This is a genomic window from Micromonospora sp. WMMD998 (genome assembly GCF_029581235.1).
Lineage (GTDB): Bacteria > Actinomycetota > Actinomycetes > Mycobacteriales > Micromonosporaceae > Micromonospora.
Window position 1 is genome coordinate 5,820,139 of sequence record NZ_CP120740.1, and the last position, 14,768, is coordinate 5,834,906.

Consider the following 14,768-nt stretch of genomic DNA (forward strand, 5'->3'; position numbering starts at 1 on the left):
CCGGCCGGGCGTCAGCTCGGCGACACCAGGCGGGCGTGCCAGGCCAGCGCCGCCGGGTCGGTGAGCGAGGCCACCTGGTCGATCACCACGCGCAGCCGCGCGGCGTCGTCCGCGGCGTCGCGCCAGAGCGGAGCGAAGACCGGGTCGAGCACGTCCGGGGCCCGGTCGAGCAGCGCGGCCACCAGCTCGGCCAGGATCGCCCGCTGCCGCTCGTAGCGGCCCCGGGAGCCCGGGCGGCGCATCACGTAGCGCAGGGCGATGCCCTTGAGCAGCGCGCACTGCGCCCGGATCCGGCGCGGCACCACCAGGTCGGCGACGTAGCGGCGGTGCGGCCCGGCGCCGTGGCGGGTCTCGGTGGCGGCCACCACGGTCGAGACGAACCGGCCGGTGAGCACGCTCGTGGTGGCCTTCAGCGCGGCCATCGCCCGGTGGCTGCCGTCGTACGCGGCGAGCGGGGCGAGCGCCGGCTCGGCGAGCAACTCGGCCAGCACCTCACCCAGGTCCTCCGGCGCCTCGCCGGAGTAGGCGGACGCCACGTCGGCGCAGAGCGCCCGCCGCTCGTCCTCCTCGGCCAGCAGCGGGCGCAGGTCGACGTACCCGCCGTGGATGCCGTCCTCGACGTCGTGCACCGAGTACGCCACGTCGTCGGCCCAGTCCATCACCTGGGCCTCCAGGCAGCGCCGGCCACCGGGCGGGGCGCCGGCGCGCAGCCAGTCGAAGACCGGGCGGTCGTCGGCGTACACACCGAACTTGCGCTCACCGGGCCGGCGCGGCCACGGATACTTGCCGACCGCGTCGAGCGTGGCCCGGGTGAGGTTGAGCCCGGCGGACCGCCCGTCCGGGGTGAGCACCTTGGCCTCCAACCGGGTGAGCACGCGCAGCGTCTGCGCGTTGCCCTCGAAGCCGCCGCACGCGGCGGCCAGCTCGTCCAGGGCGTACTCGCCGTTGTGGCCGAACGGCGGGTGGCCCAGGTCGTGCGCCAGCCCGGCGGTGTCCACCACGTCGGGGTCGCAGCCGAGCCGCGCGCCCATCTCGCGGGCGACCTGCGCCACCTCGAGCGAGTGGGTCAGCCGGGTACGCAGGAAGTCGTCGGTGCCGGCGGCGTGCACCTGGGTCTTCGCGGCGAGCCGGCGGAACGCCGCCGAGTGCAGCACCCGGGCCCGGTCCCGCTCGAACGGCGACCGGCCGTACCCGGTGTCCTTGGGCGTCTCGGCGACGAGCCGGGCCGCGTCGTCAGCGTGCAACGGGGTTTCGCTGGCGCAACACGCAGAACTCGTTGCCCTCCGGGTCGGACAGCACGGTCCACTCCACGTCGCCCTGCCCGAGGTCGACGTGCCGCGCGCCCATGTCGACGAGCCGTTCCACCTCGGCCTCCAGGTCGGTCGGGCGCAGGTCGATGTGCAGCCGGTTCTTTCCCTGCTTCGGCCCGGACACCGGGACGAAGACGATGCCGGGGAGCGTCTCCGGCGTTCGACGGATCTCCACCTCGTCCGGTTTGTCGGTGACCACCTGGTAGCCGAGCGCCTCCGCCCACCAGCGGGCGAGCCGGGACGGGTCCTGGGCGTCGACGGTCAGGTTCTCCCAGACGGCGGTCATGCGGCCACCCCTTTTGATCGACACGTGGCGGAAGCTCAGGTTACGCCGCAGTGCCCGGATCGGCGCGCCAGCGGGCCGCCGGGGTCACCGGCGGCCCGCGCGGGCGTGCTCAGCGTGAGTCGGAGCCGGTCGTGCTGATGGCCGCCCGCCCGGCCTCCAACCGGGCCACCGGCACCCGGAACGGCGAGCAGGAGACGTAGTCCAACCCGACCGAGTGGAAGAAGTGCACCGAGTCCGGGTCGCCGCCGTGCTCGCCGCAGACGCCGAGCTTCAGCCCGGGCCGGGCCGCCCGGCCCTCCTCGGCGGCGATCCGGACCAGCCGGCCGACCCCGTCGGCGTCGATCGACTCGAACGGCGAGATGCCGAAGATGCCCAGCTCCAGGTAGCGCCAGAAGAACGCGCCCTCCACGTCGTCGCGGGAGAAGCCCCAGCCCATCTGGGTCAGGTCGTTGGTGCCGAAGGAGAAGAACTCGGCCGCCTCGGCGATCTGCCCGGCGGTCAGCGCCGCCCGGGGCACCTCGATCATCGTGCCGATCAGCACCTCGACGCCGCTGTCCCCGACCACCTCGGCGATGATCCGCTCGGCCTCGGCGCGTACCGTCTCCAGCTCCTGCACGGCCCCGACCAGCGGCACCATGATCTCCGGACGGGCCGACCCGCCGTCGCGGGCCACCGCGACGGCGGCCTCGGCGATGGCGCGGACCTGCATCGCGAACAGGCCCGGGATGACCAGGCCGAGCCGGACCCCGCGCAGGCCCAGCATCGGGTTCTCCTCGTGCATCCGCCGGACGGCGGACAGCAGCGCCTCCTCCTTCGCCACATCCTCACCGCGCTCCTGTGCGACCGCGACGTTCACCGCGAGCTGCTCCAACGGCGGCAGGAACTCGTGCAGCGGCGGGTCGATCAGCCGCACCGTGACCGGCAGGCCGTCCATCTCCCGGAAGATCTCCACGAAGTCGTCGCGCTGCAACGGCAGCAGCGCCGCCAGCGCGTCCTCCCGTTCCCGGCCGCCGCCGGCGAGGATGAGCCGCTCGACCAGCTCCCGGCGGTCACCGAGGAACATGTGCTCGGTGCGGCACAGGCCGATGCCCTCGGCGCCGAAGCGCCGGGCCCGCGCCGCGTCCGCGCCGGTGTCGGCGTTCGTCCGGACCCGCAGCCGCCGCGCCGAGTCGGCGTGCGTCATGATCCGATGTACGGCGCGGACCAGCGCGTTGTCGATGTGCTCGGGGTCGAGGCTGCCCTCGAAGTACTGCACCACCTCGGACGGCGTGACCGGCACCTCACCCAGGTAGACCTTGCCGGTGGTGCCGTCGATCGAGACCACGTCCCCCTCGACGACGGTGTGGCCGCCCACGGTGAACTTCTTCGCCGGGACGTTCACCTCCAGCGCGTCGGCGCCGGAGACGCAGGTCTTGCCCATCCCCCGGGCCACCACGGCGGCGTGGCTGGTCTTGCCGCCGCGCGAGGTGAGGATGCCCTGCGCGGCGATCATGCCGGTGAGGTCGTCCGGGTTGGTCTCCCGGCGGACCAGGATCACCGACTCGCCCTCGGCGGCCAGCTCGACGGCGCGGGCCGAGGTGAAGACCACCCTGCCGGACGCGGCGCCTGGCGACGCGCCGATGCCCGTGGCCACCGGCTCGAAGTCGTGGTCGAGCTGGAAGCGCGGGAACATCAACTGGGCGAGCTGCGCGCCGTTGACCCGGTGCAGCGCCTCGTCCAGGTCGATCAGGCCCTCGTCGACGAGCTGCCCGGCGATGACGAACGCGGCGGCGGCGGTGCGCTTGCCGACCCGGGTCTGGAGCATCCAGAGCTTGCCGCGCTCGATGGTGAACTCGATGTCGCAGAGATCCTTGTAGTGCTCCTCCAGCCGGGCCATGATGCCGAGCAGCTCGTCGTAGGAGGTCTTGTCGAGCTGCTCCAACTCCTGCAACGGCACGGTGTTGCGGATGCCGGCGACCACGTCCTCGCCCTGCGCGTTGGCCAGGTAGTCGCCGTAGATGCCCTGCGCGCCGCTGCCCGGGTCGCGGGTGAACGCGACGCCGGTGCCGGAGTCCGGCCCGAGGTTGCCGAAGACCATGGAGACCACGTTGACGGCGGTGCCGAGGTCGGCCGGGATGCGCTCCTGCCGGCGGTAGAGCACCGCCCGCTCCGCGTTCCACGACTCGAACACCGCGCGGATGGCCAGGTCGAGCTGCTCCCGGGGCTCCTGCGGGAACTCCCGCCCGGTGTGCTTGGCGAAGATCTTCTTGTACGTGTCGACGAGCCCGCGCAGGTCGTCGGCGTCCAGGTCGAGGTCGTTGTGCGTACCCTTGGCGCGCTTGGCGTCGTCGAGCGCGTGCTCGAACTCCTCGCCCGGGACCTCGCAGACGGTCTTGCCGAACATCTGGATCAACCGCCGGTAGGAGTCCCAGGCGAACCTGTCGTTCTGCCCGGCCTGCTTGCTCAGGCCGACGACGCTGCGGTCGTTGAGGCCGACGTTGAGGACGGTCTCCATCATGCCGGGCATGGAGAACTTCGCGCCCGATCGTACGGAGACCAGCAGCGGGTCGCCCGGGTCACCGAGGCGGCGGCCCATCTCGCGTTCCAGCGCCTCCAGGTGCGCCTCGATCTGCCCGGCCAGCCCGTCCGGTTCACGCCCGGTCGTCAGGTATGCCTGGCACGCCTCGGTGGTGATGGTGAAGCCGGGCGGGACGGGCAGGCCGAGATTGGTCATCTCGGCCAGGTTGGCCCCCTTGCCGCCCAGTAGGTCCTTGAGGTCCTTGTTGCCCTCGGCGAAGTCGTAGACGTACTTGTGCTCGACCGTTTCCTGCGATGCCACCTTCAACCTCCCACGCGCGCCATTGACACTTAACGAAGGTTCAGTTCGGACCTACCCCGGGAGCGACCACCGGTAATCCCGGCTCGTCAGCGATCGGTGGGCGAAGGTTAAGCGAACTTCGCGGGACCTGGGACTGTTCGGTGACTATTGGCACAACAGTCACCCCTGCCCGCGTCCGTACCGGTTTTTGGGAACGCTTCCACGAGCAGGAACACGCAATTCCGATTCACCTCGTACCCTTGACGGCACCGGATATCGCCGAACCTCACCTTTGCCATATCCCGCACGAATACACCCCTCGGAGCCGTCGCCGTGACGACCATTCCCGCCACTCCCGGGACCGGGCCGGACCCCTCCCGCCCCACCCCGACGCCGACCTCCCCCGACGCCGGCCGGACGCCTGCCGGGCTCGTGCCCGGTGCGTCCCCGGACGCTGCCGAGCTGGCGCGCGTCGCCAGTGACCGGGCCGCCGACCTGCTCGCCCCGCCCGCGCCGGTCCGCCTCCATGACGTGGTGCCCGCTCCCGAGCACGTCCGGCCCGACCCGGACGGCGACTTCACCCTGCGCGCCGACGCGGCGCTGCGGGTGGGCCCCGCCGGCCGGGACGTGGCCGAGCAACTCGCCGGCTGGCTGCGCCCGGCCACCGGCTATCCGCTCCCGGTGACCGACATCACCGTTCCCGACGCGGACGGCCCGCTGACGCTCACCCTGACCTCCAACGGCGGCGGGCCGGCGGACGGCAGGTCGGCGGCCGACGGCAGGTCGGCGGACGGCATGTCGGCGGACGGCGGGTCGGGCCGAGGGCTCGGCGCAGGACCGGTCGACGGCGAAGGGCTCGGTGCCGAGGGCTACCGCCTCGACGTCACGGCCGATGGCGTCCGGATCACGGCCGACACGGCGGCCGGCCTGCTCCACGGCGCGCAGACGCTACGGCAGCTTCTGCCCGTGGCGATCGAGAGCCCCACCCCGACCGGAGAGCGCTGGACGGTGCCCGGCGGCACGATCGTCGACCGGCCGCGCTTCGCCTACCGGGGCGTCATGCTCGACGTCGCCCGGCACTTCTTCGAGGTGGCGGACGTGCTGCGGGTGATCGACCACCTGTCCCGCTACAAGCTCAACCACCTGCACCTGCACCTCACCGACGACCAGGGCTGGCGGATCGCCGTCGACTCGTGGCCCCGACTCGCCGAGGTCGGTGGCGCCACCGCGGTCGGCGGCGGCCCCGGGGGCTGGTACAGCCGGGACGACTACCGGCGCATCGTCGCGTACGCCGCCCGTCACCACGTGACCGTGGTGCCCGAGATCGACCTGCCGGGGCACACCAACGCGGCGCTCGTGGCCTACCCCGAGCTGGCACCCAACAAGATCGCGCCGCCGCCGTACACGGACACCGAGGTCGGCTTCAGCTACGTCGACCCGGCCGACGAGCGGACGTACGCCTTCGTCGCCGACGTGTTCGGGGAGGTGGCCGCGCTGACCCCCGGCCCGTGGCTGCACCTCGGCGGCGACGAGGCGTTCAAGGTGCCGGCGGAGAGCTACCGGGCCTTCGTCGAGCGGGCCCAGGCCCTGCTCGCGGCCACCGGCAAGACCGTCGTCGGGTGGCACCAGCTCGCCCCGGCCGGGCACGCCGACGGGCGCGTCCTCCAGTGGTGGGGCACGGACGGCGACGATCCGGAAACGGCCGACGCGGTACGCCGGGGCGCTCGACTGATCCTCTCGCCGGCCAACCACGCATACTTGGACATGAAGTACGCAGCGGACACGCCGATCGGACACGACTGGGCCGGCCTCACCGACGTGCGCCGGGCGTACGACTGGGATCCCGGCAGTCACGTCCACGGCGTACCGGCCGAGGCCGTGCTGGGTGTGGAGGCGCCGCTGTGGACCGAGTCGATCACCAATCGCGCCGAGGTCGAGTTCATGCTCTTCCCGCGTCTGCCCGCCATCGCCGAGCTGGGCTGGTCACCGCGGTCGACCCACGACTGGGCCGGCTTCCGGGAACGGCTCGCCGGCCAGGGGCCCCGCTGGACCACGGCCGGGATCGCCTTCCACCCCGCCCCCGAGGTCCCCTGGCCGCACGCCACCATCCCCACCCAGGCCGTACGTGGGAGTGCGTCCGCCACCCGCTGACCACCGCCGCCGGCCCGTGGCGGGTTGTCGCCCGCTGAACGACAACCCGCCCCGGGGCCGCCCGTCCCCCAGCCGCGCGCACGGGCGGAACGCCCCGAGTGTGTCCTCGGCACCCCGAAGACACCCACCGCGTTCCAGTCGTCCGCGTTCCGGCCCACGACTGGAACGCCACGGGTGCATCCCGACAACGGAGACACCCACCGCGTTCCAGTCGTGCGCCATCCAGCCCACGAGTGGAACGCCACGGGTGCATCCGGACGCCGAGGACGCCCGTGACGTTTCGGGTCGGCGCGATCGGCCGCTGGTGGAGCGCCCCGGACATCCGCCCGGAACCGGGACCGGGGTGACGGTGGCCGGGTGGTGGCCGTCACCGTGGCGGCGGAATCGCTGCCGGGGTCGGGGCGTTGTACAGGGCTGACCGCGCCGCACCCCCTCGCCACCCGCACCGTCCCCCGGGCCGGAGCCGGCGGGGAATGACCCCGGGCCGCCGGTCGTTACACCCCCGAGCCGCGGAGAACGTGGCTGAGCCACAGCCCCGGCCAATCGCGCCACCGCGCCGGCCCCGGGCCAACCGAGCCGGGCCGGCCCCCGGGCCAGCCATCCAACGCCGGGTCACCCGAGCAGGTCCTACGGATCGCCTTACCCCCCATGCGGCGCACCCCGCCGCGTACCCCCAACCAGGGAGGCAACCGATCATGGCTACCACTCTGCTGCGTAAGACCGTTCTGACCGCTGCCGGCATCGCCGCCACCGCCGGAGGCATCGCCGGACCCGCCATCGCCGCCCACGCCGCTCCGGCCGGGAAGGCCGCCGTCGTCGTCGCCGACCGCAAGGGCCGCCACGGTGAGCGGGAGCTTGACGTGCGCTACGAGGCGCAGCCCAACTTCTACTTCTGCGGCCCCGCCGCCGCCCGCAACGCCCTGTCCGTGCAGGGCAAGAACATCGACGTCGACGCCATGGCCCGCGAGATGGGCACCACCGAGAGCGGCACCAACAGCATCAACGACATCACCCCGGTCCTGAACAAGGAGACCGGCGCCAAGGACGCCTACCGCTCGGTGGAGATCCGCAGCTCGAAGGCGGACGAGAAGCAGACCGAGACGCTGCGCGCCGACATCGTCAAGACCGTGGACAACGGTCGGGCGGTCGTGGCCAACATCGTCGGCACCGCCACCGACACCGACGGCAACACCCACTCCTTCGAGGGCGGCCACTACATCAGCGTCATCGGCTACCGCGACGACGGCAAGGTCGTGACCATCGCCGACAGCGCCAACCCGAACATGGCCTCCTACCGGATGAGCGTCGACAACCTCGCCGACTGGATCGCCACCCGCGGCTACTCGACCTCCTGACCGACCGACAGCGAAGGGCCCGACCCCGAACGGGGGTCGGGCCCTTCGGCGTCAGCCGCCGGAGTCGTCCAGCTCGGCGCCGTCCGGCGGGGTGTCGTCGTCCCGGCTGGCCAGCCAGCCGTCGGGCAGGAAGACCTTGCCCGGGGAGTTGGTGCGGCCCCGTGGCTGGCCGAGCGTCTCGACCGGGAAGGGTACGGCCGGGTCGAGCTTGCCGAGCAGGTCGTCGAGCTGCGCCAGGCTCTCGATCATGGCGAGTGAGCGGCGCAGTTCGCCGCCGATCGGGAAGCCCTTCAGATACCAGGCCACGTGCTTGCGGAAGTCGGTGCAGCCGTCCCGCTCGCCCCGGGCCGGGTTGCGTGCCCCGGCCACGAACTGCTCCACCAGCAGCTCGGCGTGCCGGCGCATGGTCACCGCCACCTCGCCGAGGGTGGGCAGCCGCCGGTCGACGCGGCCGTCGAACGCGGCCTCCAGGTCGGCGAAGAGCCACGGCCGGCCCAGGCAGCCACGCCCCACCACCACGCCGTCCACCCCGGTGTGGGCGACCATCCGCAGCGCGTCCTCGCCCTCCCAGATGTCGCCGTTGCCGAGCACCGGCACGTCGAGCGCCGCCTTGAGCGTGGCGATGGCGTCCCAGTCGGCGGCGCCCGAGTAGCGCTGCGCCGCCGTACGCCCGTGCAGGGCCACCGCGGCGACGCCCGCGTCCTGGGCGGCCAGCCCGGCCTCGACGTACGTCAGGTGGTCGTCGTCGATGCCCTTGCGCATCTTGACCGTGACCGGCACCCCGGCGGGTGACGCGGCGTCCACCGCGGCCCGGACCAGCCGGGCGAACAGCCGCCGCCGCCACGGCAGGGCCGAGCCGCCGCCCCGCCGGGTGACCTTGGGGACCGGGCAGCCGAAGTTCAGGTCGATGTGGTCGGCGAGGTCCCGCTCGACCACGATCCGCACGGCGGCGGCGGTGATCTCCGGGTCGGTGCCGTAGAGCTGGAGGCTGCGGGGCTTCTCCTCGGCGCCGAAGGCGATCATGCGCAGCGTCTTCGGGTTCCGCTCGACGAGCGCCCGCGTCGTGATCATCTCGCAGACGTAGATGCCGCCGCCCTGCTCGCGGCAGAGCCGCCGGAAGCCGACGTTGGTGATGCCGGCCATCGGCGCGAGCACCACCGGCGGCCACACCGCATACGGCCCGATCTTCAGCTCACTCACCGCCCAAGTGTAAGGAGGGGGCCCCGCTTAACGCTTTCTGCATAGGCGGGGGCCCCGCTTAACACGGCGCATATCACAACGCCAGGATGATCCGCGGGGTTTCCACAAGCGGGCCGGTGTCCACAGGACGTGGGCGACGGGCAGCACGGATGCCCGCCCGTCGCCCACGCTTGCCGCATGGTCGATCACCCGCCCCGGCTGGCGGACATCGCGCACCGCCAGCAGGACCTGGTCACGCGCGTCCAACTGCTGCAAGCCGGCTACGACGACATGTTCATCTACCGGCAGACCCGCCGGGGCCGCTGGCAGCGCGTGCTGCCGGCGACGTACGCCCTGGTCACCGGCGTGCTGACCGACGAGCAGCGGCGCATCTCCGCGGCCCTGTACGCCGGCCGGGGCGCCCAACTGACCGGGCTGTCCGCGCTCTCCTGGTACGGCTTCCGATACAGTCCGCGGACCACCGACGTACATCTGCTGGTTCCGCATTCGACGAGCCGCAAGTCGACAGGTCACGTGCTGGTGTCCCGGGCCCTGTCGCTCGATCCGAACGCGCGGGCGACCGCCCACTACCCGGTCTGCTCGCCCGCGCGGGCCGTCGTCGACGCCGCCCGCGACCTGCGCGACCTGCGGACGGTACGGGCGATCGTGGCCGAGGCCGTCCAACGGAGCTTCACCGACCTGGCCGCCCTGGACGAGGAGATCATCCGGGCCCGGCGCAGCCGTACGGCGCTGATCCGGAAGGCGTTCCACGAGGTGACCGCCGGTGCCCGCTCCGCGCCGGAGGCCGAGTTGCGGGACTGTCTCGCCGGGAGCCGGCTGCTCCCGGAGATCCTCTGGAACCCACGACTGACGACCGGTGACGGGTGCACCCTCCCGACGCCCGACGGCTACCTTGCCGGGTCGGCGCTGGCGCTGGAGGTCGACTCGCGGGAATACCACTTCAGCCCGGACGGTTGGGCGCGCACGCTCGACCGTCACAACGAGCTGAGCCGGCTCGGGGTGATGACCCTGCACTTCACCCCGGCGCAGATCCGACGCGAGCCCCGGCGGGTACGCCGGACGGTGGAGCAGGCGCACGCTTCCCGCCGGGGTCTCGCCGCCGCCGTCGCGGTCCATGCCGCCCCGGCAGCGGGGTGTTAAGCGGGGGCCCTTCCTCTACCAAATGCGTTAAGAAGGGCCCCCGCCTTACACCTCAGCAGCCGGGGAGGCGCTCGATCAGGTAGCGCTCGACCTGGGTGAGGGAAACGCGCTCCTGGGCCATGGTGTCCCGGTTGCGGACGGTCACCGCGTCGTCGTCGAGCGTGTCGAAGTCGACCGTGACGCAGAACGGGGTGCCGATCTCGTCCTGCCGGCGGTAGCGGCGGCCGATCGCCTGCGAGTCGTCGAACTCGACCACCCACCGCTTGCGCAGGTCGGCGGCGAGCTGCTTGGCCTTCGGCGACAGCGCCTCGTTGCGGGACAGCGGCAGCACCGCCACCTTGACCGGGGCCAGCCGCGGGTCGAACCGCATGACGGTGCGCTTGTCCACGCCGCCCTTGGTGTTCGGCGCCTCGTCCTCGTCGTACGCCTCGAGCAGGAACGCCAGCACCGCGCGGGTCAGGCCGGCGGCCGGCTCGATCACGTACGGCATCCAGCGCTCGCCCTTGCCCTGGTCGAAGTACGACAGGTCGACGCCGGAGTGCTTGCTGTGCGTGGACAGGTCGAAGTCGGTGCGGTTGGCGATGCCCTCCAGCTCGGCGAACTCGCTGCCGCCGAACCGGAACTTGTACTCGATGTCGACGGTGCGCTTCGAGTAGTGGGAGAGCTTGTCCTTGGGGTGCTCGTAGAAGCGCAGGTTCTCCTCGGACAGGCCCAGGTCGAGATACCAGTTCCAGCGCTCCTGAAGCCAGTATTCGTGCCACTGCTCGTCGGTGCCGGGCTCGACGAAGAACTCCATCTCCATCTGCTCGAACTCCCGGGTGCGGAAGATGAAGTTGCCCGGGGTGATCTCATTGCGGAACGACTTGCCGGTCTGCGCGATGCCGAACGGCGGCTTCTTGCGGGCGACCGTCTCCACGTTCTTGTAGTTGACGAAGATGCCCTGGGCGGTCTCCGGCCGCAGGTAGTGCAGGCCCTCGTCGCTCTCCACCGGGCCCAGGTAGGTCTTCATCAGGCCGTTGAACATCTTCGGCTCGGTGAAGGTGCCCTTGTTGCCGCAGTTGGGGCAGTTCAGCTCGGTGAGCGAGGTCAGCGGCTTGCCGTGCTTGGCCTCGTACGCCTCTTCCAGGTGGTCGGCGCGGAACCGCCGGTGGCAGGACTGGCACTCGGTGAGCGGGTCGACGAACTCGGCGATGTGGCCGCTCGCCTCCCAGACCCTGCGGGCCAGGATGACCGCGGAGTCGAGGCCGACGACGTCGTCGCGCTGCTGGACCATGGTCTTCCACCACTGCCGGCGGACGTTCTCCTTCAGCTCGACGCCGAGCGGGCCGTAGTCCCACGCCGACCGGGTGCCCCCGTAGATCTCGCTGGAGGGGAAGACGAAGCCCCGGCGCTTGGCAAGGCTGACGACGGCGTCAATTCGGTCGGCTGGCATGTTTCCTCCTACGCCGGCTGGCGGTCGGCGCGGTCGAGTTGGATGGAATGGGACCACGGTACGACCGCCTCGGCCCCGAGCCCAGCAGAATACCGGGGCCCGGTCAGCTCACCCCGCAGACCTCCATGCCGCCGGTCTGCCGGTCGGGCGCCAGCGTCACGGTCTGCGCCTCCCGCCGGCCACCGGCGAGCGTGACGTCCACCGGCACGGTGAGCGTGGTGGTGTCGACCTTGCCCACCCGGTAGCCGGAGATCTGCGGCTCGGTGGCCACCCGCTGCACGAACTCGGGCCGGGACTCGCGCCGCCGGGCGTCGTCGCAGAGCTGGGCGTACGCCTTGGTCCACTCCCGGGCGACGAGCGCCTGGTAGTAGTCGTCGGTGACGGCCCGGCCCTGCTCCCCGATCGCCTGCACGTTGCTCACGGCCAGGCCGATCACCGCGGCGCCGCCTCCGCCGCAGCAGAGCAGCACGGCCAGCGCGCCGACGCCGAGGGCGAGCCAGAGCCGGGCCCGCCGTCCCTCGGTCGGCGGGGCGGCGAACGGCGGGGCGACGCCGGGACCGGGCGGCGGCGCGGGCACGCCCGGGTCCGCCGGCGGCGCGCCGGGCGGCACGGGTGGCGGGGGCGGCGCGGCCGGTCCGGGAGCGGTCATACGCGAAAGGGTAGTGCCCCGGGACTCAGCGGTAAGGACCTGCGGCACGATCGCTGGCGGCGACGACGATCTCGCCCTGCGGGGCGGCGCTGGCGAGCGTCTCGTACGCCGACGGCTCGTCCACCGATCGGGCGAGCAGCGGCACGGCGGTGACCTTGACGTCGAACCCGCCGAGCCCGCGCCGGTACGCCCCGACGGACTCCCACTCGGTGATCAGGCACCAGTGGGTCGGGTCGTCGAGCGCCCGCAGCAGTTCGCCGCGCAGGTAGCCGGGTCGGGCGGCGAGCGCGGCCAGCGCCGCGTGCGCCTCCCGGGTGAACTCGTCCACCGTTTCGGCTTCCACCACGAACCGGTTGGTGACCAGCACGGCGTTCCTCCTCGTAGAGTCTGTGGCATGCAGCGTACGCAGAGTCCCGTGCTGTCCCGGTTGGCCCGGCTCAACCCGACGACGGTGTTCCTCGCCGCGCTGGTGCTGGTGCTGGTGGGCCTCTTCGCGCCCGGCCCGGCCGGCGGCGTCCTGCTGTTGGCGTTGGCCGCCGGGTTGGTCTGGTTGATGTCGGTCACCTGGCCGGTGCAGGCGCCGGCGACCCGGATGCTCCGGCTGCTGATGCTCACCCTGCTGGTCGCGGTGGCGCTGGCCAAGCTGCTTGTCGGTTGAGCAGCGCCGGTTGACCTGCGCAGACATGCAATCATGCGTTTTTGACAATAATTTTCGTTATCGCGGACAGTTGGTCCCATGACCGTTCGTGCCACGCCCCGTGTCCTGGCCGCCGCCACCGCCGCCCTGCTCGCGCTGGGCGGCCTGGCCGCCTGCTCGGACGGCGGGGGCGGGGGTAGCGACCCGGACCGGGTCGACGTGGTGGCCGCGTTCTACCCGCTCCAGTTCCTCGCGGAGCGGATCGGCGGCGACAGGGTGGTGGTCGGCAACCTGACCAAGCCCGGCGCGGAGCCGCACGACCTGGAGTTGAACCCCCGCCAGGTCGGCCAGGTGGTCGACGCCGAGCTGATCGTCTACCTGGCCGGCTTCCAGCCGGCCGTGGACGAGGCGGTCGAGCAGAACGGCGGCGACCGCGCCTTCGACGTGGCGGGCGTGGCGCCGCTGCGCGACGCCGCCGCCGGCGGCCACGAGCACGAGGGCGGGCACCAGGAGGAGGCCGGGCACGAGGAGGGCGGCGGCAAGGACCCGCACCTCTGGCTCGACCCGACCCGGCTGGCCACCGTCGGCGACAGGCTCGCCGAGCGTCTCGGCGCGGTCGACCCGGACCACGCCGCCGACTACACCGCCCGCGCCGGCGCGCTGCGGGGCGAGCTGACGACACTCGACACCGAGTACGCCGAGGGCCTGCGCACCTGCCAGCGCCGGGAGATCGTGACCAGCCACACCGCCTTCGGTTACCTGGCCGAGCGCTACCGGCTGGAGCAGATCGGCCTCACCGGCCTCACTCCCGAGTCCGAGCCGTCCCCGCAGCGACTCGCCGAGGTGGCGAGGGAGGCCCGGGAGCACCAGGCCGGCACGATCTTCTTCGAGACACTCGTCAGCCCGAAGATCGCCGAGACGATCGCCCGCGAGGTCGGCGCGAAGACCGCCGTCCTCGACCCGATCGAGGGACCACCCGCCGAGGGCGACTACCTCTCCGCGATGCGCGCCAACCTCCAGACCCTGCGAACCGCCCTGGACTGCTCATGACCGCACCCGTGCTCGAGGTCACGCACGCCACCGTCGGCTACGACGGCCGACCGGTGCTGCGCGACGTATCCCTGACGCTGGCCGCCGGCGAGGTGGTCGCCGTGCTCGGCGCCAACGGCTCCGGCAAGTCGACGCTCGTCCGCGCCGCGCTCGGCCTGGTGCCGCTCGGCGCCGGGTCGGTCACCCTGTTCGGCACCCCGCAGCGCCGCTTCCGGCAGTGGCACCGCATCGGGTACGTCCCGCAGCGGCTCGGCGCGGGCGGCGGCGTACCCGCCACGGTGGCCGAGGTGGTGGCGTCCGGGCGGCTGGCCCGCCGGGGGGTGCTCCGGCCGGCGCGGCGGGCCGACCGCGAGGCGGTGACGGAGGCGCTGCGCGCGGTCGGGCTCGACGACCGGGCCGGCGACCCGGTGGCCACCCTCTCCGGCGGTCAGCAGCAGCGCGTCCTGATCGCCCGGGCGCTGGCCGGCGGGCCGGAACTGCTGGTGCTCGACGAGCCGACCGCCGGGGTGGACGCGGCCAGCCAGGAGGCGTTCGCCGGGGCCCTGCGCGCGTTCCGCGACGGTGGCGGCACGGTGCTGCTCGTCGCCCACGAGTTGGGGCCGCTGCGCCCGCTGATCAGCCGGGCGGTGGTCGTGCACCGGGGCGGGATCGCGCACGACGGCGCGGTGCCCGAGCCGGCCGGTCACCACGCCGACCCGGACCACGAGCACGTCCACCCGCACTGCGACGAGGAGCCCGCCGGGCTCTGGACAGGCATCTGA

The 14,768-nt window shown here is 72.7% G+C and carries 13 protein-coding genes; 6 read left to right on the forward strand and 7 right to left on the reverse strand.

Annotation, left to right across the window (positions count from 1 at the left end):
• Nucleotides 1-11: 11 nt before the first annotated feature.
• The 3 genes from O7619_RS26210 to ppdK form a co-directional block, all read right to left on the reverse strand.
• Entirely contained in the window at nucleotides 12-1,244 is a 1,233-nt protein-coding gene (locus O7619_RS26210; RefSeq protein WP_282284023.1) for a deoxyguanosinetriphosphate triphosphohydrolase, read from the reverse strand.
• On the reverse strand, nucleotides 1,234-1,596 hold the full coding sequence (locus tag O7619_RS26215) for a VOC family protein (RefSeq protein ID WP_282284024.1): 363 nt from the start codon (nucleotides 1,594-1,596) through the stop codon (nucleotides 1,234-1,236). Before O7619_RS26215 ends, O7619_RS26210 begins: the two co-directional genes overlap by 11 nt.
• A gap of 109 nt (nucleotides 1,597-1,705) precedes the next feature.
• A complete protein-coding gene (ppdK, locus tag O7619_RS26220; protein WP_282284025.1) occupies nucleotides 1,706-4,414 on the reverse strand; it encodes a pyruvate, phosphate dikinase in 2,709 nt (902 codons plus the stop codon).
• Nucleotides 4,415-4,726: 312 nt separating this feature from the next.
• On the opposite strand from ppdK, the gene O7619_RS26225 reads away from it, so the two are divergent.
• Nucleotides 4,727-6,544 carry a beta-N-acetylhexosaminidase gene (locus O7619_RS26225; RefSeq protein ID WP_282284026.1) on the forward strand — a complete coding sequence of 606 codons (1,818 nt, stop codon included), beginning with the start codon at nucleotides 4,727-4,729 and terminating at the stop codon, nucleotides 6,542-6,544.
• Between the two features lie 695 nt (nucleotides 6,545-7,239).
• Entirely contained in the window at nucleotides 7,240-7,899 is a 660-nt protein-coding gene (locus tag O7619_RS26230) for a C39 family peptidase (RefSeq protein ID WP_282284027.1), read from the forward strand.
• A 51-nt stretch (nucleotides 7,900-7,950) separates the two neighbouring features.
• On the opposite strand, the gene dusB is transcribed toward O7619_RS26230, so the two are convergent.
• Entirely contained in the window at nucleotides 7,951-9,099 is a 1,149-nt protein-coding gene (dusB, locus tag O7619_RS26235) for a tRNA dihydrouridine synthase DusB (protein ID WP_282284028.1), read from the reverse strand.
• 177 nt (nucleotides 9,100-9,276) lie between these two features.
• On the opposite strand from dusB, the gene O7619_RS26240 reads away from it, so the two are divergent.
• Complete coding sequence (locus O7619_RS26240) at nucleotides 9,277-10,239, forward strand: type IV toxin-antitoxin system AbiEi family antitoxin domain-containing protein (RefSeq protein WP_282284029.1); 963 nt, start codon at nucleotides 9,277-9,279, stop codon at nucleotides 10,237-10,239.
• Between the two features lie 52 nt (nucleotides 10,240-10,291).
• Here O7619_RS26240 and O7619_RS26245 read toward each other — a convergent pair whose 3' ends face one another.
• The 3 genes from O7619_RS26245 to O7619_RS26255 all read right to left on the reverse strand — a co-directional run bounded on the left by O7619_RS26245 (nucleotide 10,292) and on the right by O7619_RS26255 (nucleotide 12,687).
• Nucleotides 10,292-11,671: a glycine--tRNA ligase gene (locus O7619_RS26245; protein WP_282284030.1), complete on the reverse strand. Its 1,380-nt coding sequence runs from the start codon at nucleotides 11,669-11,671 to the stop codon at nucleotides 10,292-10,294.
• A 103-nt stretch (nucleotides 11,672-11,774) separates the two neighbouring features.
• Nucleotides 11,775-12,248, reverse strand: a complete 474-nt coding sequence (locus O7619_RS26250) for a hypothetical protein (protein ID WP_282288953.1) — start codon at nucleotides 12,246-12,248, stop codon at nucleotides 11,775-11,777.
• 97 nt (nucleotides 12,249-12,345) lie between these two features.
• Nucleotides 12,346-12,687: an antibiotic biosynthesis monooxygenase family protein gene (locus O7619_RS26255; protein WP_282284031.1), complete on the reverse strand. Its 342-nt coding sequence runs from the start codon at nucleotides 12,685-12,687 to the stop codon at nucleotides 12,346-12,348.
• A 27-nt stretch (nucleotides 12,688-12,714) separates the two neighbouring features.
• Here O7619_RS26255 and O7619_RS26260 point away from each other — a divergent pair, with 27 nt between their 5' ends.
• From O7619_RS26260 to O7619_RS26270, 3 genes are all read left to right on the forward strand, one after another.
• Nucleotides 12,715-12,978, forward strand: coding sequence for a DUF6703 family protein (locus O7619_RS26260; RefSeq protein WP_282284032.1), 264 nt, complete (start codon nucleotides 12,715-12,717; stop codon nucleotides 12,976-12,978).
• 78 nt (nucleotides 12,979-13,056) lie between these two features.
• Nucleotides 13,057-14,007 carry a metal ABC transporter substrate-binding protein gene (locus tag O7619_RS26265; protein WP_282284033.1) on the forward strand — a complete coding sequence of 317 codons (951 nt, stop codon included), beginning with the start codon at nucleotides 13,057-13,059 and terminating at the stop codon, nucleotides 14,005-14,007.
• Nucleotides 14,004-14,768: an ABC transporter ATP-binding protein gene (locus tag O7619_RS26270; protein WP_282284034.1), complete on the forward strand. Its 765-nt coding sequence runs from the start codon at nucleotides 14,004-14,006 to the stop codon at nucleotides 14,766-14,768. The genes O7619_RS26265 and O7619_RS26270 overlap by 4 nt, the downstream gene beginning before the upstream one ends.

Bases quoted from the DNA above. Each gene is read 5' to 3' on its own strand.
- O7619_RS26260 (WP_282284032.1), top strand. From the start codon at position 12,715: ATGCAGCGTACGCAGAGTCCCGTGCTGTCCCGGTTGGCCCGGCTCAAC.
- O7619_RS26265 (WP_282284033.1), top strand. From the start codon at position 13,057: ATGACCGTTCGTGCCACGCCCCGTGTCCTGGCCGCCGCCACCGCCGCC.
- O7619_RS26270 (WP_282284034.1), top strand. From the start codon at position 14,004: ATGACCGCACCCGTGCTCGAGGTCACGCACGCCACCGTCGGCTACGAC.
- O7619_RS26245 (WP_282284030.1), bottom strand. From the start codon at position 11,671: ATGCCAGCCGACCGAATTGACGCCGTCGTCAGCCTTGCCAAGCGCCGG.
- O7619_RS26240 (WP_282284029.1), top strand. From the start codon at position 9,277: ATGGTCGATCACCCGCCCCGGCTGGCGGACATCGCGCACCGCCAGCAG.
- O7619_RS26230 (WP_282284027.1), top strand. From the start codon at position 7,240: ATGGCTACCACTCTGCTGCGTAAGACCGTTCTGACCGCTGCCGGCATC.
- O7619_RS26215 (WP_282284024.1), bottom strand. From the start codon at position 1,596: ATGACCGCCGTCTGGGAGAACCTGACCGTCGACGCCCAGGACCCGTCC.